This window comes from Pseudobutyrivibrio xylanivorans, assembly GCF_008935055.1.
GTDB classification, from domain to species: Bacteria; Bacillota; Clostridia; order Lachnospirales; family Lachnospiraceae; genus Pseudobutyrivibrio; species Pseudobutyrivibrio xylanivorans_A.
On record NZ_CP043028.1, the window covers coordinates 1,262,156 to 1,285,149 of the forward strand.

A 22,994-nucleotide genomic window follows, 5' to 3' on the forward strand; every position below is an offset into this window, starting at 1 on the left:
ATTTTTATTTCTTCCCGTAAATATAAGTCGCAAAATAGATTACCGATGCTATGATAACAATCATAGGTCCAGTGGCCATGTCGGTGAAATAAGATACAAACAGTCCACAAACACCAGAGAACACACTGAATACGATAGAGAAATATGTGTACTCTCTAAAGTTCTCAGAGATATTGCGGCTGCTGGCTGCTGGTAAAATCAAAAGCGCATTGATTAGCAGGATACCTACCCACTTAATCGAAAGCATTACAAGCAGTGCTATAAGCACAGCGAATGCATCCTCCATCACACGAACAGAGATGCTTCGGCTCTTGGCCAGAGTGGCATGGATGCTTATTGCAGTAAGCCTGTTGATGCTGATGCACCAAAATACAAGGATAACCGCAAAGAGTGCTATAAGCTGGACTATTTCAGCAACTGTAATAGAAAGAATGTCTCCTACCAAAATCGCCGAATAGTTGCTAAAGCTTCCTCCTCTGGACAATATTGCAAGACCTAAGGCTGTGGCACAGCTTGCAAAAACTGATATCAGTGTATCAGAAGAGCTAAGCCCTTTTCTACTGATATAATTCAAAAGAAGTGCAAAGCAAATTCCAAATATAATCATGGAAATAGTAGTGTTAGCAATTCCCATTATAACGCCCGCTGCAATACCAGTAAGAGCTGAGTGTCCAAGAGCATCACTGAAATAAGCCATTCTCTTCTGAACTATCATTGTGCCAACCATTCCAAAGAGTGGTGATATAAGAAGAATTGCAATTGTGGCACGTACCATGAAGGCGTAGCTAAACATTTCACTAAACATTCGCTTTCACCTCCACTTCTGAGTTGAGATTCCCATCTGCACCCTTGCCAAATACAGACTTGAACGCATCTGTCTCATACACTAGCCTTGGACGGCCTGCCGCTGTAACAGTCTTATCGATAAGTATAACATTATCAGCGTATTTGTATACATAGTCCAAATCATGACTCACAAGTATAATTGCAAGGTCATGTGTCTCCTTCAGATAACGCATTTTCTCATAAAAGGCATCCATACCATTTTTATCGATGCCAGAGACCGGCTCATCTAGTAAAAGGAGATTTGGCGTATCGTGAACTGCCATGGCAAGGAGAACACGTTGAAGCTGTCCTCCAGAAAGTGTACCTACAGGCTGATCAATAAGCTCTGCCACATCAAACTCTGCAAGTGCTTCACGAACGTGAGCATGCTCCTTTTTGCTGTTAAACAAAATTGGAAGCTTACCAGTAAATGACTGAAACAAATCATAAACTGACAATGGCGTTGTGCGGTCTATGTTTACAGTCTGTGGCACATAGCCTATTTTAAGGCTAGGCATGTTGTTATTCATTTTATTTTTGAACTGGATTTCTCCTGTGTATGGGACTTCACCGAGAATTGCACGGACCAAGGTTGATTTACCTGCGCCGTTGCGCCCCACCACAGCTGTCATCTGGCCACAGTGGATATGCATGTTGATGTTTTCTAAGACCTTTTGGTCTCCAAAGGAAACACCTAAATTTACAAACTTAATACAGTGGAAGCCACATGGAATAATTTTCTTCATTCTAATCCTTAAATCCGCTGGTTACGTCTACAAGCCTTAGGTCTCTTCCTTGGTGTAAGCTAAAGCTTACTAGACCACAAAAGTTGATTGCTAAAGCAATCATCCTTTTGGGATCAGATTTCGGCTACATGCCTCATACAGAGACCTAAGAGCTTGATGCCTACCAGCTCACTTATGCTTTATAAAATATCTCTTATCTTCGAAAAATTACTGTTCTGCACTGTAATATACGAAGAGGCGTCGTACGAACCGTGAACCAATGTCTCGAGATAGACGACTTTTGCGTCGGTCTGCTCTTCTATGAGGTCACCCATTGATTTACCGTAGTCATATTCTGCGAAGACGATAGCGACGTTGTTGTCGCGGATTGCATCGAGAAATTCGCTGACCTCGCCGGCGCTGACCTGTCGCTCTTCATCCAAATCCATAGTTGCTACCACATTTGCTCCAAGGGACTGGGCTGTGTAGGCGAAAGCCTCATGGAGAATAGCTACATTTGAGCCAGCTAAGGTTTTATCCAAACCTTGCTTATCTATTTCATTTTCAAGCTTGTTACTATACTCTAAAAAGTTCTTAGATATAGGAGTCTCCTCACGATTTCGATTTGGCTCCATCAGTGCATTTGCTATAGAAGTTACCTGGCACTTGAAGAGGCGATCATCCATCCAGATGTGGCTGTTTGCTCCATGGTCATGGTGATGCTCATGCTCATCTGACACCTCATTTGACACCTCATCCGTCAGCTCCGCTGCCACCTTCCCCTCAAGGGGAAGGCTTTCTTTCTCTTCTTCATGGTCATGTTCCTTTTCCTCTTCTTTAATGAGGTAAGTGTCCATGCCTATGAACCCATTGGAATGCTCTATATCTTCATAGGTATCTACAATCTGAAGATTTGGATAAGCCTCCATAACATCCTCCAAATAGCCTTCCATTCCACCGCCATTTACAATAAGCATGTCTGCTTTTGAAAGCTTCTTCATGTCTTCTGTTGTGAGAGTATAGTCATGAAGACAGCCTGTAGTTGGCTGTGAAAGGTTCTCAACCCTGTACCCATCTACACCATCAAGTACATTTAAAGTAGCAATGTATACTGGATTACAGCTGGTCATAACAAGGATATCATCTTCCGCAGCTGTATGGTTATTATTCAGTTTTACATAAAAAAAAGTGCCGACACTGCTCACCACCGTAATGGAGCAAAGCAGTAGCAGCACAAATATAAGTTTATTTTTTTTCATATACACCTAATCTAGATCATCTACATCCGATAAAGATGCTTCGTTCTCTATTACCTGATCTAAGAAATCCTGGATGGTGTCAAGGCCCTGCTTGGTCTGTGATGAGAAAGGAACAATGATGGTATCCTTTCCAGCACCAAGTCCCTCGCGAAGGATTTTAATCTGCTTATCAAGCTGGCTACGCTTAATCTTGTCTGCCTTGGTAGCGATGACAATTGGGTCGTAACCAACATAATCCATCCATTCAAACATCTGCTTGTCGTTGGCAGATGGCGTATGCCTGATATCTACCAAAAGGAACACTGCTCGAATCATGTCTGAGGTGTTAAGATAGGTCTCTATCATCTTGCCCCATGCGTCGCGCTCCTTTTCAGATGCCTTAGCAAAGCCGTAGCCCGGCAGGTCCACGACATAAATTTCGTCATTGATATTGTAGAAATTTATAGTCTGAGTCTTGCCCGGCTGCGCTGATACTCTTGCTAGAGATTTTCGGTTCATAACCGCATTTATGAGTGATGACTTGCCTACATTTGACTTACCAGCAAATGCAACCTCAGGGAGGTCGTTCTTTGGAAGCTTGGATGTAGGCCCGCACACTGTTTCAAGATTACATGAACGGATAACCATTTCTATGCGCTCTTTTCCTGTTTATCTTCGATTGATACAACGCTGGCGTCCTCGCCCTCTTCTTCCTTGTCAATAAGGAGAAGGTTGTTATCAACCATGTCTTTTGTAACTGTGATTTCTGTGATGCTCTCGTCAGATGGCACATGATACATGTGGTCCATCATAACAGACTCAACGATGGCACGAAGACCGCGAGCACCTGTCTTTCTCTCGATAGACTTCTTTGCGATTTCACGAAGTGCATCATCCTCAAAGCTAAGCTTAACACCATCCATCTTGAACAATGCCTGATACTGCTTTGTGAGTGAGTTCTTTGGCTCCTTAAGGATGCGAATCATATCATCCTCTGTAAGCTGCTTCAATGAAACATTGATTGGCACACGGCCGATGAACTCAGGGATAAGTCCGTACTTAATGAAATCCTGTGGAAGAGCCTGCTGAAGAAGCTCATCTATCTTCTGATTGTTCTTATCCTTAACATCTGCTCCAAAACCGATAGCTGACACATTTGTACGCTGAGAAATAATCTTCTCAAGTCCCTCAAATGCGCCACCGCAGATGAATAGGATGTTCTTTGTATCGATGGCGATTGTCTCCTGCTGTGGATGCTTACGTCCGCCCTGTGGAGGAACGTTTGCAACAGTACCCTCGATAATCTTAAGAAGTGCCTGCTGAACGCCCTCACCAGAAACATCACGAGTGATTGAAACATTCTCAGACTTCTTTGTGATTTTATCTATCTCATCGATGTAAACAATACCGATTTCTGCTTTTTTAATATCGAACTCTGCTGCCTGAATAAGCTTGAGTAAGATGTTTTCAACGTCCTCACCAACGTAACCAGCCTCTGTAAGAGTAGTTGCATCAGCGATGGCAAATGGAACACCAAGCACTCTAGCTAATGTCTGTGCGAGAAGAGTCTTGCCTGAACCTGTAGGGCCAAGCATAAGAACATTACTCTTCTGAAGCTCAACATCGATATCATCAGGATTTGCCATAATGCGCTTGTAATGATTGTAAACAGCAACAGAAAGGACCTTCTTTGCCTCGTCCTGACCGATAACATACTGGTCTAGGAAAGCCTTCATGTCCTCTGGCTTCTGAAGATTGATTTCGATTGAATCAGCATCAGCTGCTGGTGCAAAATCATCAAGCTCTTCAAGAATGATCTCCTGACAAATATCTACGCACTCATCGCAGATAAAAGCACCGTTTGGTCCAGCAATAAGCTTGCGAACCTGGTTCTGTGTCTTGCCGCAGAATGAGCAGCGAATTCTATCATCGTTTCTTGCCATAATAACCTCTTAAATCTAATAAACAATGCCTATATTATATATCGGCTTATTTCTCTTTCTTTGTGATGATTTCATCAATAAGACCATAATCAAGAGCTTCCTGAGCATCAAGCCAGTGATCACGCTCTGTATCCAAGCAAACCTGCTCGTAATCCTTGCCAGTGTTGGCAGCAAGCATACGGTTGAGCTTTTCTCTAGTCTTTAAAATATTCTTAGCAGCGATTTCGATTTCAGTAGCCTGTCCCTTTGCACCGCCAAGTGGCTGATGAATCATAACCTCTGCATTTGGAAGAGCGAAACGCTTGCCCTTCTGTCCACCTGCAAGAAGGAATGCACCCATAGAAGCTGCCATACCAATACAGATTGTAGAAACATCACACTTAATGTACTGCATTGTATCGTAGATTGCCATACCTGCTGTAACGCTTCCACCTGGGCTGTTGATATAAAGATGGATGTCCTTGCTTGGGTCCTCTGACTCAAGGAAAAGAAGCTGAGCAACTGTAAGAGAAGCTGTAGTCTCGTTTACCTCCTCGCCAAGGAATACAATTCTATCCTTTAATAATCTTGAGTAAATATCATAAGAACGCTCGCCTCGAGAATTCTGTTCAATGACATAAGGAATTGTTGCCATATTATGCCTCCTTTTAAATGTAGAATAAGCTTGTGCAGTTAGCTTATTAACAGCACAAGCCTATTATATAGGTTTTCATACCTTAATTGTTGGATTTTACAAAATTTTAATACTTTTTTGAGGAATCAAAAAGAATTACTCAGCGTCCTTAGCTTCCTCTTCTGTCTTCTTTGCAGCCTTCTTTCTAGCTGACTCCTTAACATTATCCATGATAAGCTCGATAGCCTTCTCGATAGCGATATCCTTCTTCATAGAAGTCTTCTCGTTCTCGCCAACAAGGTTCTTAAGCTGCTCAAGCTCCATGCCGTACTGCTTTGACATCTCCTCAAGCTTAGCATCAACGTCAGCATCTGTAGCCTCGATGTTCTCAGCCTTTGCGATAGCTTCAAGAACAAGTGAAGACTGTGTACGTGAAAGTGCGTCTGGACGAACCTGATCACGGAATGCATCCATTGTCATGCCTGTAAACTGCATGTACTGCTGAAGTGAAAGGCCCTGCTGTGCCATGTTGTTAGCGAAGTCGTTGATCATGTTGTCTACCTGGTAGTCAAGCATAGCGTCTGGGATTTCCATCTCTGAATCCTCAACGATCTTTGCGATAGCTTCGTCTTCCTGTGCACGACGGCCTTCTGCCTTCTTATTGTTCTCAAGACGCTCCTTAACAGATGCCTTGTACTCTTCTACTGTCTCGAACTCTGTTGTATCTGCAACATACTCGTCATCAAGCTTTGGAATATCCTTGCCCTTTACCTCGTGGATGTGGCACTTGAATACTGCTGGCTTACCAGCGAGATCCTCTGCGTGATACTCCTCTGGGAATGTAACCTCAACCTCTACATCCTCACCAGCCTTGTGACCGATAAGCTGCTCCTCGAAACCTGGGATAAATGAACCTGAACCAAGCTCAAGATCATAGTTCTCACCCTTACCACCTTCGAATGCAACGCCATCAACGAAGCCCTCGAAATCGATAACTGCTGTATCACCCTTAGAAGCCTTGCCAGTCTTTGTAACTGTACGAGCTGCACGCTCAAGCTCAGCCTTGATTGTGTTGTTAACTTCTGTAGCTGTAACCTTTGAATCAACCTTTGTTACAGAAACGCCCTTGTACTTACCAAGCTTAACTTCTGGCTTAACTGCAACTTCTGCTGTATAAATGAAGTCCTTACCCTTCTCAAGCTGTGTGATGTCAATCTGTGGCTGTGAAACGATATCAAGCTTTGACTCATCATAAGCCTGTGGGTATGTCTCCTGCATAAGGATATTAGCAGCGTCCTCATAGAAAATACCTGCACCGTACATCTTCTCGACCATGTGCTGAGGAACCTTGCCCTTTCTAAAGCCAGGAACAGAAATGCTGTTCTTCTGCTTGTTATATGCCTTTGTAATAGCCTTATCGAGCTCAGCTGCGTCAACTGTGACTGTAAGCTTTGCCATGTTCTTCTCAAGATTTTCTACCTGTACGTTCATTTACTAATATTCCTCCTCTAACTTATGTATAGGTATGCCTTGTGTTGTAGGCCCATTATTTACGTGATAGTCTCACATAGACCAAAAAATTATAGCAGAACTACTGCTCATTTTCAATAGCTGAAATCATATCGATTCTAATCTGGTGACGTCCACCACCCTCAAACTCAGCTTCCAAGAAGGATTTTACGATGTCCTTTGCAAGCTCAGAACCAACTATTCTGGCACCAAATGCAATCATGTTTGCATTGTTGTGCTGACGGATGAGACGGGCTGTTGCTGTATCTGAACATACGCCACAGCGAATGCCCTTTACCTTGTTTGCTGCAAGTGAAATGCCTACTCCAGTTCCACAGATGAGAACACCAAGATCAACCTCGCCTGCGGCTACCATCTTTGCTGCCTTTGCGCCATACTCTGGATAGTGGCAACTCTCATTATCGTCTGTTCCGATGTTAATAACCTCATGTCCTAAAGACTCGATGTAGTCTTTGATTTCGAATTTAAGGTCTGTTGCTGCATGGTCGTTTGCGATTACGATTTTCATTATTTGTTCCTCTTTCTATATATTTTATAACCTAGAAGTATTATCGCTTCCAGGAATCGTTTCAATATAATCTGTGGCTCTTCCTTCCACTTTAATACTGGCTTTACCATTATGGAACGAATGCCAGCTCTGTTGGCGCCCCACACATCAGTAAGAATCTGATCTCCCACAAAGATAGTGTTTGTAGTGTCTGTGCCCATCTGCTCCATGGCCTTTCTGTAGCCTGTGGCAGAAGGCTTGTTTGCCTTGTAAATATAGGAGCAATAGGTAACTGCCTCCTTGAAGGTCTTTACACGTGGCTCCTTGTTATTAGATAGAAGCAACGCCTGAAAGCCAAGCTCGTGAAGCTCCTTGAAAAGAGCGATTGCTCTGTCGTCAGCAGGGGCATTGTGTGGAACAAGAGTATTATCAACATCAAAGATAACGCCCCTGTAGCCCTGCTCATAAAGCTTTTTGAAATCGATAGAATAGGTACTATCGACATAGTCCTTTGGATATAAATTTCTTTTACTCATAGGCTCGATTGTAACACAAAACCAGGGACATGAAAACCACGCCCCTGGAATATTATTGCCTATATCACTGTCTTATTTTTTGTAATTCTTCTTTCTTAAGATAGTTGTCCAAACAATGGCTGCTATTGCACCGAGTACAACCACGATAGCTGCAACCTTCTGAGCAAATGTAGTTTCCTTCTGCTCAAATACTGAGGTTGGTGTTTCTTCCTCTTCAGTATCAACAACCTCTTCCTCAGATTTCTCCTCTGTTACAGGCTGCTTCTTAGAAGAAGTTCTCAAAGAAAATGTTAAATTTAAATTTATGTTAAGTAAATAGAATATTTTTCACAGTTTGTTCACAAATATCTTAAAATTTTACCCTTCACATTAAGGCCTAATAAAAACGACCAAAAACGTGCAAAAATAAAGACTCAGGTGACCCTGAGTCTTTAGAAATCCTATATTCAAATATTATAATACAAAGTTTTCTGAGCCCCTGACAGTTGTATTCTCAACAGCTGGCTTGCTCTGAACGAAATACTGGTAACGATGGATAGCCTTATCCTGCTCCATATTGCTGACTGCTTTTGCTACCTGATGCTTTGAAGCTGCAAGACCTACCTCACTTATCTCAACCACTGCCGCAGGTTCGCTACCGAAAGACGCTTGCTTCTCTTCTACAGGTACCTGATTGACCGGTGGTATATTCTTTATTGGATTGTTTTCATAGAACCCAACTGATGGGCGAATTCCTGAAATATTCATATAACATCCTCGTATTTAATCTTTACATACTATATATCGTACATTAAGACAAATACTTAACTCCCCTTTGTATCTTTTATCAAATGCTCAAATAGCCGCCACTATTATTTGTCGAGCACCCTCTTAAGCTCATCCATGAAAGTGTTAACATCCTTAAACTCACGATAAACAGAAGCAAATCTAACATAAGCAACTGGATCCACATTCTCAAGATGCTCCATAACAATTTCACCGATACGAGTACTTGGAATCTCCTTCTCCTCAAGTGAGAAAATCTCTGTCTCAATTTCATCTACGACTTTTGAAATCTGTGAGGCTGAAACTGGGCGCTTGCGACATGCAATGAGAACGCCCTTCTCAATCTTGGTTCTGTCATATGGCTCACGATTGTTATCTTTCTTAATTACAATCAAAGGAATGGTTTCTACCTTTTCATAGGTAGTGAAACGCTTGCCACACTCTGGGCAAGAACGTCTACGTCTAATAGAAGTATTATCATCTGCCGGTCTTGAATCAATTACACTGGTATCTTGACTACCACAAAAAGGACACTTCATATCTTCCTCCACAAAATGTAGTTTATATCTCGCTCAGTTACGGTCTCAATCCTGAGATATTGCATTGCTCGACTAAATGTCTCGCTATGCAACACTCAGAGGTTGATACCTACTGAGCTACCTCTACTCAACTGATGTGGAGTTGATACTTCGTTACGCCACACCACAACATCTAGTAACATTTTAACAGTTAAACCACAAGAACGCAACACGTGGAGCAGATTTATACAGCTAAACATAACATAAAAAAACCATCTGGTAGCTGTCAATCTATATATGTCCCTCCAAGAGCCAATCTCGCGATGGAGGGATATATATGATTGAAAGCGTAACCAGATGGTCACTTAGCCTTTATTTTAGCTGTAGAGATCTACGAGCTTCTTGAGGTGAGCGTAACGCTCCTTAGCTGTCTCCTCGTTAAGAGCGAAGAGTCTATCAGCACGCTCTGGGAATGCCTTTGTAAGACGAGCATAACGTGTCTCGTTCTTGAGGAAGTCCTGATACTTGCTGTAGTCACCTTCCTTAGAAGTAAGAGTGAATGGATTCTTTCCTTCCTTCTTAAGGTCTGGGTTGAATGAGAAGAGGTTCCAGTAACCAGCCTCAACAGCCTTCTTCATCTCATCCTGGCAGTGGTTCATACCACCCTTAACACCGTGAAGCTCACATGGAGCGTATCCGATGATAAGTGAAGGTCCGTTGTAAGCCTCAGCCTCAGCAAGAACCTTAACAGCCTGTGCCATGTTAGCACCAAGAGCGATCTGTGCTACGTATACATAACCGTAAGACATAGCGATCTCAGAAAGAGACTTCTTAGACATCTCCTTACCTGATGCAGCGAACTGGCAAACCTCACCGATGTTAGAAGCCTTAGAAGCCTGTCCACCAGTGTTAGAGTACATCTCTGTATCGAATACCATAACGTTAACGTTCTCACCAGAAGCAAGTACGTGATCAAGACCGCCGAATCCGATATCGTATGCCCAACCGTCACCACCGAAGATCCATACAGACTTCTTAGCGAGGTAATCCTTAAGAGCAAGTGCTGCCTTAGCATCCTCAGAACCGTTCTTCTCGAGCTCAGCTACGAGTACGTCTGTTGCTGCACTGTTCTCACGTGTAGAGTTCATTGTCTCTTCGAACTTAGCAAATGCTGCCTTAAGCTCTGCAGAACCAGCCTCAGCTGCCTTCTTAGCAGACTCGATAGCGCGCTCGCGGAGGTACTTCTGACCAACTTCCATACCTAAACCGTGCTGTGCGTTGTCCTCGAAGAGTGAGTTACACCAAGCTGGACCCTTCTTAGAATCCTTGTTAACTGTGAATGGTGATGTAGCTGCAGGACCACCCCAAATTGAAGAACATCCTGTAGCGTTTGAAATATACATATGCTCACCAAAGAGCTGTGTAATAAGTCTTGCGTATGAAGTCTCTGCACAACCTGCACATGATCCTGAGAACTCAAGGAGTGGCTGATTGAACTGAGAACCCTTAACTGTAAGGTCAGAACCTGCTGCTTCCTTACGTCCAACGTTAGCAACTAAGTAGTTGAATACTGGCTGCTCGTCTGCCTCGTCTGCCTGTGGAACCATTGTGATAGCACCAACTGGACAAACTGTTGTACACTCGCCGCATCCCATACAATCAAGTGGAGATACTGACATTGTGTACTTGTACTCTGAAGCCTTTGGCTTTGTATCAGCAAGCTTGATGTTTGCTGGAGCTGCCTTAACCTCATCCTCTGAAAGCATGTAAGGACGGATTGTAGCGTGTGAACATACGAATGCACACTGGTTACACTGGATACACTTCTCTGGATCCCATGTAGGAACTGTTACAGCTGTACCACGCTTCTCGTAAGCAGCAGCACCAAGCTCGAACTGTCCGTTTGGATTCTCTGAGAATGCAGAAACTGGAAGTGAATCTCCATCCATCTTAGAGATAGGCTCAAGGAGGTTCTTAACCATCTTAACAACCTCTGGACGACCCTCAAGTGCTGGCTTAGCAGGATCAGCTGCTGGATTCTTCCAAGAATCTGGAACGTTAACCTTATGTACAGCATCAACACCAGCGTCGATAGCGTTGTAGTTCATGTTTACAACATCGTCACCCTTCTTGCCGTATGACTTCTTAGCAGCCTGCTTCATGTAATCAACAGCCTCATCGATAGGCATTACATCAGCGAGCTTGAAGAATGCTGACTGAAGGATTGTGTTTGTACGCTTACCCATACCAATTTCGATAGCCTTATCGATAGCATTGATTGTGTAAAGCTGGATGTTGTTATCAGCGATGTACTTCTTAGCCTCAGCGTTGAGCTTTGTCTCGAGCTCTTCGTCTGACCACTGGCAGTTGATCATGAATACTCCGCCTGGCTTAACGTCCTGAACCATCTTCATGCCCTGTGTAACGTAAGCTGGGTTGTGGCAAGCTACGAAGTCAGCCTGATTGATATAGTATGGAGACTTGATTGGGTTGTCACCAAATCTAAGGTGAGAAATAGTAACACCACCAGTCTTCTTTGAATCATACTGGAAGTATGCCTGGATGTACTTATCTGTGTGGTCACCGATGATCTTTGTAGAGTTCTTGTTAGCACCTACAGTACCATCACCGCCGAGGCCCCAGAACTTGCACTCCTTTGTACCAGGAGCTGATGTAATAGGAGCTGGCTTAACCTCTGGAAGTGAAAGGTTAGTAACGTCATCAACGATACCGATTGTGAATCTAGCCTTTGGAGCGTCCTTCTCAAGTTCCTTGTATACAGCGAATACTGATGAAGGAGGAGTATCCTTAGAACCAAGACCATATCTACCACCGCAGATAGTGATGTCATTGAGACCTGCCTCACGAAGTGTTGTAGCAACATCAAGGTAAAGAGGATCTGCAAGAGCACCTGGCTCCTTTGTTCTATCAAGGATAGCAATCTTCTTAACTGTCTTAGGAAGTGCAGCAAGGAATGCCTCTGAAGACCAAGGTCTGTAAAGACGTACCTTAAGTACACCAACCTTCTCACCGTGTGCGTTGAGGTAATCAATAACCTCTTCTGCAACGTCGTTGATAGAACCCATAGCAATGATGATTCTATCAGCATCAGCAGCACCATAGTAGTTGAAAAGCTTGTAATCTGTACCAAGCTTAGCATTTACCTTGTCCATGTACTTCTGAACAACTGCTGGGAAGTTATCATAGTATGTATTGCATGCTTCTCTGTGCTGGAAGAAAACGTCACCGTTCTCATGAGAACCACGCATTGTAGGATGCTCTGGATTAAGTGCACGAGCACGGAACTCGTTGATAGCATCCATGTTAACCATCTCTTTAAGATCTGCATAATCCCACTTCTCGATCTTCTGGATTTCGTGTGATGTACGGAAACCATCGAAGAAGTTAAGTACAGGTACCTTACCCTCGATAGCTGCAAGGTGAGCTACTGGAGCGAGGTCCATAACTTCCTGTGGATTTGTCTCGCATAACATAGCGAAACCTGTCTGACGACAAGCGTAAACATCTGAGTGATCACCAAAGATGTTAAGTGACTGTGTAGCAACTGTACGAGCTGATACATCGAATACACAAGGAAGCTGCTCAGCAGCAATCTTGTACATATTAGGGATCATAAGAAGAAGACCCTGTGAAGCTGTGAATGTAGTTGTGAGTGCACCTGCACCAAGTGAACCGTGAACGGCACCTGCAGCACCTGCCTCAGACTCCATCTCTACAACCTTTACCTGATTTCCAAAAATATTCTCAAGGCCTGCTGCTGACCACTGGTCAACGAAATCGGCCATTGGGCTGGATGGTGTAATAGGGTAAATAGCAGCGACATCTGTAAACGCATAAGCTACATGTGCTGCAGCCTGGTTACCATCCATAGACTGTTTTGCTCTTGGCATTTCTAAATCCTCCTTATTATATGGGACATTTATAGTTACCAGAGTGGGACTTTTTATAACCGGATGCCCACCCCCATAATGTCGTATCATAATCATAGTTCTATTGATAAAAAAAATCAATAAAGTTAGGCCGCAATTCTGTTCATTATAAGGTACAAAAATGTTAAATCTTTATGTGTTCTTGATTTCATTGGTAAAAATTTAACAAAATCTATCATTGACATTGGGCATTTTGTTAAATATAATTTTAAAAACTTTTATAGATTTTCATTGAAAGAAAGAGAGGTCCCCCCTTATGGCATCGATTATCGGTGATGGCATTACTTTCGACGACGTCTTACTGGTTCCACAGTATTCGGAAGTAACCCCAAATCTTATTGATCTTCACACAAATTTGACTTCAAAAATTAAGCTTAACATTCCTATGATGAGTGCTGCTATGGATACTGTTACAGAATCCCGCATGGCAATCGCTATGGCTCGTCAGGGTGGTATTGGTATCATCCACAAGAACATGTCTATCGCTCAGCAGGCTGAGGAAGTTGACAAGGTTAAGCGTTCTGAGAACGGCGTTATTACTGACCCATTCTATCTTGGACCAAACAACACTCTTGCCGAGGCAAATGATCTTATGGCAAAGTTCCGCATTTCAGGTGTTCCTATCACTAGAGAGGACGGTACACTCATCGGTATCATCACTAATCGTGACCTTAAGTTCGAAACTGATTTCTCAAAGAAAATCAGCGAATCAATGACTTCAGAAGGTCTTGTTACTGCAAAGGAAGGAATTTCATTAGAGGAAGCAAAGGAAATTCTCGGAAAGTCTCGCAAGGAAAAGCTTCCTATTGTTGATGACAACTTCATTCTCAAGGGACTTATTACTATTAAAGATATTGAAAAGCAGATCAAATATCCAAACGCTGCAAAGGATGACCAGGGTCGTCTTCTCTGTGGTGCAGGTGTTGGTATCACTGGCAATATGATGGAGCGTGTTGAAGCTCTTGTTAATGCGCAGGTTGATGTTATCGTTATGGATTCTGCACACGGACATTCAAAGAACATCATCGACGCTGTTAAGAAGGTTAAGGCTGCATATCCAGACCTTCAGGTTATCGCTGGAAACATTGCTACAGGCGAAGCTACACGTGCTCTTATCGAGGCTGGTGCTGACGCAGTTAAGGTTGGTATCGGACCTGGTTCTATCTGTACAACTCGTGTCGTTGCAGGTATTGGTGTTCCACAGATTTCCGCTATTATGGATTGCTACGCTGTAGCTAAGGAATACAATGTTCCAATTATTGCTGATGGTGGTATCAAGTACTCAGGTGATATGACAAAGGCTCTTGCAGCTGGTGGTTCTGTCTGCATGATGGGTTCAATGTTTGCAGGTTGTGATGAAGCTCCTGGTTCATTCGAGCTCTTCCAGGGTCGTAAGTATAAGGTATACCGTGGTATGGGTTCTCTTGCTGCTATGGAAAACGGTTCAAAGGACCGCTACTTCCAGGAAGGTGCAAAGAAGCTCGTTCCAGAGGGTGTCGAAGGACGTGTTGCTTACAAGGGAAGCCTTGAGGACGTTATCTTCCAGCTTATCGGTGGTATCCGCTCAGGTATGGGTTACTGCGGTTGCCCTACTATTCCAGAGCTTCAGGAACGCGGCAAGTTCGTAAAGATTTCTGCTGCTTCCCTCAAGGAGTCACATCCACACGATATCCACATCACCAAGGAAGCTCCTAACTACTCTGTAGAAGGCTAATAAATAATTACGCAATTTCATGCGGCTCTATACTACGTGTATGGAGCCGCTTTTCTTTTACCCTTTCCACTCTCTCACCTGTCCCACCCAGCCTCAGGACCCTGCCTCGCCGCTATTTACTGCAATTAGCCCCACCGCCGCCACCATCCGCTCGCCGCCCGGTGGCCCAGTCCATTCTCATTGCACAGTCGCAAAATTTGATTCTCTAAAGCTACGTTTCGCTTTCTTTATTTGTGGGTGTCCGTTTCATTCTTTGCACTTCTAACGCCACAGTATACACAGCACAGACACTAATAAACTATAGAGAAAGTTTCTCTGCAACAAACTTAGGAGTAATAGCGTGATTTTGAAATGAGCTTTGTGGGAAAGAAATGTTGTTTTGATAGATATAGGCACGACGAGCCACGGATGGCGAGGAGAACGAGCGGCTGAACATGGACGTGAATCCCGAGTGGTGCCTATATCTACAAAACACATTTCGTTTTCCCACTTAGCGAATGGAGTATGAACGCAATTATCCTAAGCTTTGTGCAGAGAAGCTTATATAAACTACAAAGTGTCTGTGTAGTGTAATACAGTGGCTTCGAAGTGCAAAATCAATAAAAGGACACCCACAGAAAGCTCAACCTGTAGCTTAAGAGAATCTGCAATTTTGCTCCAATGATGCAATTGAGAATTGGACTGGGCCCCTGGGCGGCGAGCGAATGGTGGCGGCGGTGGGGCTTAGGCATATAGATGAGGCGTGGCAGGGTCCTGAGGCTGGGTGGGACCAATAAATATAAAAGGGCAAAATAAAAGCGGCCCCTCGGATTTATCCAAAGAGCCGCATCATTGCGTTGTTTATTTTGCTGGAGCAGCTGGAGTAGCTGTAGGAGCTGGCGCTGTGGCTACAATAATGCCTGTCTCGTTTGTCTGATAGAGCATATCGCCAACCTGTACGACCTGATTAACAACAAGCTTGCCGTCTGTGCCGAATAGGTACTGGTCGTTTCCGATTTTGATTGGCTGTCCTGCTACGAGCTTACCATCCTTGCCTGCGTAGTATACGCCGTCCTTAGCCTGGATGATTCCAGTCTGCATTGTACCGTCATCTCCGAAGTAGTAAACGCCGTCTCCAATGGTCTGAAGACCTGTCTGCATCTTACCATCAGCTCCGAAGTAATATGTTGCACCATTTACCTGAACGATGCCTACCTGCATAAGTCCAGCCTCGTTGAAGTAGTATACTGCATCACCTACGATAGCAAGGCCTTTTAACATATGACCATCTGTAGTATCAAGATAACGAACGCCATCTGTATCGTTCCACCATCCAGTGTAGAGCTTTCCATTCTCTGCTGGATTGAAAAGGAAGGTATTTTCACCAAGAGTAACCCAACCAACCTGAAGCTGAGCAGCCTCGTTAAAGTAGTAGATTCCCTTGTCGATAGTATTAAGTCCTACAACAGCGTTTGCTGCACCTGGTAAGAAATAGTAGGTGCCTGTCTCATCTGCAAACCAGCCAGTTGTTACAATACCTGTGGCTGGATCAGTGTGATACTTAACTCCGTTGATATCTACCCATCCAAACTGTCTACGGAAATTGTTGAAGAAGAATACATTTCCTCCACCAAGATCCAAAAGACCAACCTGTGGAATATATGCTGCGAAATCCTTTGACGCAATATTCATATCAACACGTCCTGAAATTCCGGCTACTGCACCACCTGATGAGTACTGCCAAATTGCCCAACCAGCAATATCGTTGTGGTCTGAATACTGAGCAATCCACTTGTCATATAAAAGTGCTGAAGTGAAATGTGACTTATAGAAGTTTGCATATGTATATACAATTGGAGTATAGCCTGCTGCCGAAATAACGCTGCAGAAGGTGTTTGCAATCGCTGTACAAGTATTTGCATCCAAGCCCTTCTGTACTCCGTCTTCTATATCAAAAGCAACTGGGAAATTTACATTGTATGGCTCAATCCACTGAAGAACAAGTGCTGCCTCCTGTGCTGCTGCCTCGACAGTTGTGGCATAAGAATAAATATACACACCTGTACGAATACCAGCAGCCTGAGCACCTGTAACATTTGCTGCAAAATAAGGATCAATTCCGCTCTTGGTACTGCCCGCCTTGATGAAAGCATAGCTCATACCTGACTGAGCAACTGCAGCCCAGTTAATTGCACCCTGATATTTTGAAACATCAACACCCTGAATGCCAGCTGCAACAGCTGAAATTGGCATAGAAAAAGTCATTGCAGTTGCAAGAGCAATAGCAGTGACTGATTTTAAAATTCTTGATAATACTTTAGATTTCACAACACTACCTCCTCAAAAAATACTACAGCAATTTTAGCATATAATAATACTCAAATTGTTAACATTTTAGAAATTTTTATAAATATAGAGAGCTGGTTACGGCTACAAGCCTGATGATTTCTCTGTTCAGCATAGAAAGCTTCACTTGAGAAATATCAGGGCTTGTAGCCTACCAGCACTATAATTAGTTAATTACATCTGATGACGTACGACACGATACTCATCTCCGTTTACAAAGTATGGGCACTCGCTATAGTGTCCAGTGACAAGCTTAACGTAGTCATCCTCATCCATATCCATTTCACAATAATACTGCTCATCCTCTTCGTCCCAGACGAAGTTATTGCAGTATTCACAGGCTGTAGAGCCTTTCTTTAAATTAGCCATCTAGCCAGCCCTCCAAGGAGCACAGCAGCCATGATAGCCATCAGCATGATTGCATACTGAAACTGCTCATGGTCTTTGCCCCATTTTGTATTCGAAATAAAAATGTAAATCATAAGTCCAGCAAGAATTGCCGCAACATTAATAAGCATATTCGCTGTGTTCATTAAGCTGCCACTCCTATGTAAGCGCCAAGTCCTAAAGTGCAAAGCAGACCAATGATGCATCCTGCAAGTGCAATACCACAAACAACCGCAAGTATTGTGGATTTGAAATCCATATCAAGGATTGATGCAGCAAGTGTACCAGTCCATCCACCTGTACCTGGGAGTGGAATACCAACAAAAAGCATAAGTGCTACGAAAAGGCCACGTCCTGCTTTCTCCTGAAGCTTCTTACCACCCTTTTCACCCTTTTCAAGGCAAAATGTAAAAAAGCCACCAATAACAGGCTTATCCTTACCCCACTCAAGAACTTTGCGGGCAAAGAAATAAATGATTGGCATTGGAAGCATATTTCCAATCGCAATAACAACATAAGCAAGTAATAAATTAAATGTAGGGTCATTCGCTTTGATAAAATATGCAGCTGGAATGGCACCTCTAAGCTCTATTAGTGGCACCATTGAAATAAAAAATACGTAGAAATAGTTCTTCATTAAATAATCTCCCATTTTATAGTCCTCTGGTTACAGTCACAAGCCTCAGTGTCTTTTCATTCTGCTACATGCATCATTTAAAGACTTAAGAGCTTGTGACCTACCAGATCATCTAACTGTTTACTATTTTTTTAATTTCTCAATAAACGAACACATCTCCTCATCGGTTCCGATGCTAATGCGAAGATAATTAGCAATTCTCTCTGGCTTGCTGAAGTGACGAACAAAAATGCCTCGTTTCTTAAGCTCTTCAAAGATACTTACTGCATTTACGAATTCATGCTTAGCAAAGATGAAATTACTCTTTGAGTCAGGGAATGTAAAGCCTAGCCCTTTGAGCTGTTCCTTTGTCCATTCACGAGTAGCGATTACCGCATCTACTTTCTCTTTAAAATATGAATCATCCTCTATTGAAGCAACACCTGCAGCAAGAGTAATTGTATCCATAGTATATGAGTTGAATGAGAATTTACAATCAGACAAATACTTAATCAACTCAGCGTTTCCAATTGCATAACCAATACGATTTCCAGCCATAGCTCTCGACTTAGAAAAAGTACGAACAACTAATACATTATCGTATTTACGAACTAATTCCAAGCAGGATTTAGCTCCAAAATCAACATAAGCCTCGTCGATTATTACAACACATTCAGGATGAGATTCAACAATCTTTTCAAAAAACTCGACTGGCTCAGCAACACCTGTTGGCGCATTTGGATTTGGGATTACAATTCCACCGCATGGTCCTTCGTAGTCAGAAGCTACTAATTTAAAGTCCGAATCAAGTGGCTTCTGATTGTAAGGAATTCTAAACAAATCTGCCCAAACATCATAAAATGAATAGGTGATATCTGGAAACAGAATTGGCCTGTCGGAATTAAAAAATGTCAGGAAGCTCATAGCAAGCACGTCATCAGAACCAACCCCCACGAAAACATTGGAAGCATCCACTCCATGATACTTGGCAATAGCATCCACCAGGCTGGCACATGTTGGGTCAGGATATCTACGAAGGGAGTCTGCACTCACCTTTGCGATTGCCTGGCTCACACGTGGACTTGGCGGATATGGGTTCTCGTTAGTGTTAAGTTTGATGATATTTTGCTGCTTTGGCTGCTCACCTGGTGTATATGGCACCACCTGGCGTACATTTTGTTTCCAACTAGTCATTATATTAGCCTCCGGTCTTTACATGCAGTTAACACCTCATCAGTCAGCTAACGCTGACAGCTTTTCTCGGCTCCCGCCTCGGTCGGTGCTGAACAGATGCCACTGGCATCTAGCCCCGTCAATGGGAAGCCTTAAGGTGTAACTGGAACTTCTGGTGTAACTGGAACTTCTGGTGTAACTGGGACAGTTCCGTCTGCTGGTATCTGTCCTTCGCCTGCAGCCGCTGCTGCAGCTGCTGCCTGTTCCTTTAATATCTGAAGTGCCTGCTCAGCATTAACTAAATCCTGATAATTAGTAACAAGAGCCTTCTGCTCCTCTGTAAGAGAATCATATTTCTGTCTAGCTGCAACAATCTTTGCCTCAGACTCGAGAGAAACTGACTCGATATCTGCGATAAGATTCATAGCCTCAATCTGAGGATTCTGAAGTCGGAAGTTCTCCTCCTCTGTATCACCAGTATAGAAAACAAGTACTGGCCAGCCAGCCTCAACAATATCGTAAATCTTTTCAGCTGCTGAAAGTGGAAGGTTTACACAACCGTGACTACCACCTGTCTTGTAGATAGTGCCACCGAACTTGTTACGCCATGTTGCATCATGTAAGCCCTCACCCAAATTGAAAGGCATCCAGAAATTAACGTGTGACTCGTAGTTGTCACCCTTAAGGGTTGCATCCTTCTGCTTGTAAGCGATTGGGTACACACCTGTGTGAGTACCATGTCCCTTAGAAACATTTCCAGTAACGCAAGATGTATCAAACACCATCTCGCCCTCTTTATAAACGTAAACATGCTGAGTAGTAAGATTTACCTCAACATATGAAGTACCATAATCATGTTCGCCATGACTTGTTCCACGATAAAGATAAGTGAAATCACGAGTAACATCCTTGCCTCCCTTTAAGTCAGCAATGATGGCATCAATCTCGCCCTCGTAGGCAATTCTCCAACCAAATGAACCTGCTGGAACTGTGATTTCCTCACCCGTAGATGTGGTGAATTCCTTCTTCTTGCCGTAGGTGTTGTACTTGTCACCCATAGCATTAACATACTCACCGATTGCATCTCTATTGAAATCTACCTTGAAATCATCCCATGTGAACCAACCAGCCTTAGTCTCGGCAGGGATTTCCTCAGTAAGGCCCTCACCCAAGTCATAATGAATAGCTGTGTTCATATATTTGTTAAGCTGCTCACAGGCTGCTTTGATATTTGCATCGTCTTCCTTTACATCAGGCTTGTTGTAGCAGGTACCATCTGTGAGATTAATAACAGTCTGGAGATTCTCAACTGCATAGATGATAGCTTCCTCAACACCTTCGACATCGATTCTGTCACCATAAACCTCAGGAACGATAACGAACTCGCTACCATCGAACTTGATGTAAGCATCCTCAGATTCTTTTGTAGCCTTCTGATGAGAGAAATCAAGGCTTTCAGCAACTGCCTTCACCTTTGCCTCATCATAGGAATTACCAGTCTTGGTGTAGTACTCTGCTGGAACAAAAATACGACCGATCCAATTGAAACCTGACTGCTGTGGTAAAAGGGCTTCAACCTCTGAAACATCGTAATTTACACCAACGCCAAGATCAGCTGCACTAACTTCATTGACAACATCACCATCTGCATTTTCAAAGGTGATTGTATATTTATCAGCATCTGTAAGGATTTTATCGTAGGTACTCTGAGCATTTCTGAAAGATGCGCCAACACCGTTGACCTTGCTTCTGATGTAGAAATGACTTCCGAAATAAATACTTCCGGCTAAATACACAAATAAAACAATGCCAGCTGTAATTTCAAGCTTAAGCATTGTCTTTTTGTCTACGTAAAATCTTTTAAATTTATTTTTCTTATGAGCTTTCTTCTTTTTTAATCCACTCATCTTTTGTTCCTCTAAAAATAAGCTATATTTCTCCATACTTACTCCGAGTGATAGTTTACAGGAAATCCAGTCTAAAAAACAACTAAAGTTTTAGGTAGAAAAGCCCTGATATCATTAATTTTTCCTAAAGCTCTTAAGCTCATCAATAGTGAACTCATAAGCTTCATTACAGAACTGGCACTTAACCTCTACAGGCTTGCCATCATTGATAATATCATCCATATCCTCTTTTCCAAGAGAAGCAAGGCTACGGATAACGCGCTCCCTAGAGCAGTCACACTTGTAGGAAGCGGGATATGTCTCCATGAAAGTAACATCAAGACCAGCAAGAACTGTTTCAAGCATCTGCTCTGGAGTCTTGCCGCTTGAAAGCATATCTGTTACTGAAGGAAGAGTCTTAAGATTCTCCTCAATCTGGGTAATAACCTCGTCAGGAGTGAAAGGCATAACCTGAATGATGAAACCACCCGCACAGTTAACTGTGTTGTCCTTGTTCATGAGAACACCAAGGCCAACTGATGATGGAACCTGTTCTGAAACAGCATAGTAGTATGTAAGGTCCTCAGCGATTTCACCTGTCTGAAGCTCAACTGTCCCAACATATGGATCCTTGAGGCCCATATCCTTAATGACACGAAGAATTCCAAGGTCGATAGCACCGCCAACATCAAGCTTGCCGTTCTTTGGTGGCAAATCAACAACTGCAACATTAGGGAAGCCCTTAACCTCACCCTTATTATTAGCTGTGACAGTAATGCCCTTCATTGGACCAGAGCCCTGGATCTGAAGAGTAACCAAGTCATCCTCGCCCTTGAGCATAACACCCATCATTGAGCCTGCTGAAAGCATACGTCCCAAAGCTGCTGTAACTACAGGGGATGTGTTGTGACGGCTTCGCGCCTCTTCAACCATTTCACGACTTGTAATTGCAAATGCTCTGATTGCGTCATTTGCAGCTGTTCCTCTAACTATATAATCGCTCATTACTTTGTTACCTCTCTTGCTATAAAATACAATCTATCACTATTCTTGAAATCCTCTGGCGCATTTACCGGAGACATACTTGCCACATCGAGAACCTCAAGAAGCTCAAGTCCACTCTCACTGATTGCCTTCTTGATTTCATCAACTGTAAAGGCATGCTGAAGATGCTCCTCCTCATATCTGTCGAAGGTTCCCTCTTCATTTTCATCATAAATGGTCAAAAAATATGAGTTGTCTCTTGTTTCAACATCATAATCATTTTCCCAGATAAAGCTGCCAGTCTCGCGATTTTCCGCAATTGTGCTGCATCCAAGCGTCTCATAGAAATGTTCAGTCTTTACGTCAAAAATAAACAGCCCCTTAGGGTCCAAATAATTGTTGGCAAGCTTGCAAACTGTCAGCAATTCATCGTAATCACAAAGATAATTGATACTGTCGCAAAGGCTTACCACTGCTCCAACAGTGCCGTAAAGCTCGAACTCTCGCATATCCTGACATAGATAAAGGATTCCCTGGGAATCCTCGTGTGTCTGTGCCTCCATAAGCATATCATAGGAGTTATCTATGCCAATCATGTCATAACCTGCAGCCTTTAGGCGCCTTGTAATCTGTCCGGTGCCACAACCCAGGTCACACACGATTTCCATAGGCATATTATATTTTTCGAATAAAGTCTTAATATTTTCTGTCCATGTGTCATACGGAACATTGTCCATATACATATCATAGACAGTTGCAAAACCTGTATAAGCTTCCAT

Annotated in this window: 22 protein-coding genes; 1 reads left to right on the forward strand and 21 read right to left on the reverse strand. The window is 43.1% G+C overall.

Annotation, left to right across the window (positions count from 1 at the left end):
* Window positions 1–4: 4 nt before the first annotated feature.
* The 13 genes from FXF36_RS05825 to nifJ all read right to left on the reverse strand — a co-directional run bounded on the left by FXF36_RS05825 (window position 5) and on the right by nifJ (window position 13,091).
* Window positions 5–805 (reverse strand): metal ABC transporter permease, encoded by an 801-nt coding sequence (locus FXF36_RS05825; RefSeq protein WP_151622898.1) that lies wholly within the window; start codon window positions 803–805, stop codon window positions 5–7.
* The gene (locus tag FXF36_RS05830) at window positions 798–1,571 is read right to left on the reverse strand and encodes a metal ABC transporter ATP-binding protein (protein ID WP_151622899.1); all 774 of its coding nucleotides are present in this window, start codon (window positions 1,569–1,571) and stop codon (window positions 798–800) included. Before FXF36_RS05830 ends, FXF36_RS05825 begins: the two co-directional genes overlap by 8 nt.
* A 179-nt stretch (window positions 1,572–1,750) precedes the next feature.
* A complete protein-coding gene (locus FXF36_RS05835; RefSeq protein ID WP_151622900.1) occupies window positions 1,751–2,809 on the reverse strand; it encodes a metal ABC transporter substrate-binding protein in 1,059 nt (352 codons plus the stop codon).
* A 6-nt stretch (window positions 2,810–2,815) separates the two neighbouring features.
* Entirely contained in the window at window positions 2,816–3,436 is a 621-nt protein-coding gene (gene yihA / locus FXF36_RS05840) for a ribosome biogenesis GTP-binding protein YihA/YsxC (RefSeq protein WP_151622901.1), read from the reverse strand.
* Between the two features lie 2 nt (window positions 3,437–3,438).
* Window positions 3,439–4,734: an ATP-dependent Clp protease ATP-binding subunit ClpX gene (clpX, locus tag FXF36_RS05845; protein WP_151622902.1), complete on the reverse strand. Its 1,296-nt coding sequence runs from the start codon at window positions 4,732–4,734 to the stop codon at window positions 3,439–3,441.
* Between the two features lie 43 nt (window positions 4,735–4,777).
* Window positions 4,778–5,365: an ATP-dependent Clp endopeptidase proteolytic subunit ClpP gene (gene clpP, locus FXF36_RS05850; protein ID WP_151622903.1), complete on the reverse strand. Its 588-nt coding sequence runs from the start codon at window positions 5,363–5,365 to the stop codon at window positions 4,778–4,780.
* A 135-nt stretch (window positions 5,366–5,500) separates the two neighbouring features.
* A complete protein-coding gene (gene tig / locus FXF36_RS05855) occupies window positions 5,501–6,835 on the reverse strand; it encodes a trigger factor (RefSeq protein WP_151622904.1) in 1,335 nt (444 codons plus the stop codon).
* Window positions 6,836–6,935: 100 nt separating this feature from the next.
* Window positions 6,936–7,382 carry a ribose 5-phosphate isomerase B gene (gene rpiB / locus FXF36_RS05860; RefSeq protein ID WP_151622905.1) on the reverse strand — a complete coding sequence of 149 codons (447 nt, stop codon included), beginning with the start codon at window positions 7,380–7,382 and terminating at the stop codon, window positions 6,936–6,938.
* The gene (locus FXF36_RS05865) at window positions 7,382–7,897 is read right to left on the reverse strand and encodes a YqeG family HAD IIIA-type phosphatase (RefSeq protein ID WP_151622906.1); all 516 of its coding nucleotides are present in this window, start codon (window positions 7,895–7,897) and stop codon (window positions 7,382–7,384) included. Before FXF36_RS05865 ends, rpiB begins: the two co-directional genes overlap by 1 nt.
* Window positions 7,898–7,969: 72 nt before the next feature.
* Window positions 7,970–8,179, reverse strand: coding sequence for a hypothetical protein (locus FXF36_RS05870; RefSeq protein WP_151622907.1), 210 nt, complete (start codon window positions 8,177–8,179; stop codon window positions 7,970–7,972).
* 171 nt (window positions 8,180–8,350) lie between these two features.
* Window positions 8,351–8,644 (reverse strand): hypothetical protein, encoded by a 294-nt coding sequence (locus FXF36_RS05875; protein ID WP_151622908.1) that lies wholly within the window; start codon window positions 8,642–8,644, stop codon window positions 8,351–8,353.
* 104 nt (window positions 8,645–8,748) lie between these two features.
* A complete protein-coding gene (nrdR, locus tag FXF36_RS05880; RefSeq protein WP_028248409.1) occupies window positions 8,749–9,201 on the reverse strand; it encodes a transcriptional regulator NrdR in 453 nt (150 codons plus the stop codon).
* Between the two features lie 356 nt (window positions 9,202–9,557).
* Window positions 9,558–13,091, reverse strand: coding sequence for a pyruvate:ferredoxin (flavodoxin) oxidoreductase (nifJ, locus tag FXF36_RS05885; protein WP_151622909.1), 3,534 nt, complete (start codon window positions 13,089–13,091; stop codon window positions 9,558–9,560).
* Window positions 13,092–13,386: 295 nt separating this feature from the next.
* Between nifJ and guaB the strand changes: the two genes are divergently transcribed.
* Window positions 13,387–14,844 carry an IMP dehydrogenase gene (gene guaB / locus FXF36_RS05890; protein WP_151622910.1) on the forward strand — a complete coding sequence of 486 codons (1,458 nt, stop codon included), beginning with the start codon at window positions 13,387–13,389 and terminating at the stop codon, window positions 14,842–14,844.
* 840 nt (window positions 14,845–15,684) lie between these two features.
* Here the strand turns inward: guaB and FXF36_RS05895 are convergent.
* From FXF36_RS05895 to FXF36_RS05925, 8 genes are all read right to left on the reverse strand, one after another.
* On the reverse strand, window positions 15,685–17,151 hold the full coding sequence (locus tag FXF36_RS05895; protein ID WP_151622911.1) for a GH25 family lysozyme: 1,467 nt from the start codon (window positions 17,149–17,151) through the stop codon (window positions 15,685–15,687).
* Window positions 17,152–17,343: 192 nt separating this feature from the next.
* Entirely contained in the window at window positions 17,344–17,538 is a 195-nt protein-coding gene (locus FXF36_RS05900) for a DUF6472 family protein (protein ID WP_151622912.1), read from the reverse strand.
* Complete coding sequence (locus FXF36_RS16240) at window positions 17,526–17,702, reverse strand: hypothetical protein (protein ID WP_167511301.1); 177 nt, start codon at window positions 17,700–17,702, stop codon at window positions 17,526–17,528. Before FXF36_RS16240 ends, FXF36_RS05900 begins: the two co-directional genes overlap by 13 nt.
* On the reverse strand, window positions 17,702–18,208 hold the full coding sequence (locus tag FXF36_RS05905; RefSeq protein WP_167511302.1) for a COG2426 family protein: 507 nt from the start codon (window positions 18,206–18,208) through the stop codon (window positions 17,702–17,704). The genes FXF36_RS16240 and FXF36_RS05905 overlap by 1 nt, the downstream gene beginning before the upstream one ends.
* 108 nt (window positions 18,209–18,316) lie before the next feature.
* The gene (gene hisC, locus FXF36_RS05910) at window positions 18,317–19,366 is read right to left on the reverse strand and encodes a histidinol-phosphate transaminase (protein WP_151622913.1); all 1,050 of its coding nucleotides are present in this window, start codon (window positions 19,364–19,366) and stop codon (window positions 18,317–18,319) included.
* 131 nt (window positions 19,367–19,497) lie between these two features.
* Window positions 19,498–21,252, reverse strand: a complete 1,755-nt coding sequence (locus FXF36_RS05915) for a L,D-transpeptidase family protein (RefSeq protein ID WP_167511303.1) — start codon at window positions 21,250–21,252, stop codon at window positions 19,498–19,500.
* A 114-nt stretch (window positions 21,253–21,366) separates the two neighbouring features.
* The gene (hslO, locus tag FXF36_RS05920; protein WP_151622915.1) at window positions 21,367–22,236 is read right to left on the reverse strand and encodes an Hsp33 family molecular chaperone HslO; all 870 of its coding nucleotides are present in this window, start codon (window positions 22,234–22,236) and stop codon (window positions 21,367–21,369) included.
* Window positions 22,236–22,994, reverse strand: a complete 759-nt coding sequence (locus FXF36_RS05925; protein ID WP_151622916.1) for a class I SAM-dependent DNA methyltransferase — start codon at window positions 22,992–22,994, stop codon at window positions 22,236–22,238. Before FXF36_RS05925 ends, hslO begins: the two co-directional genes overlap by 1 nt.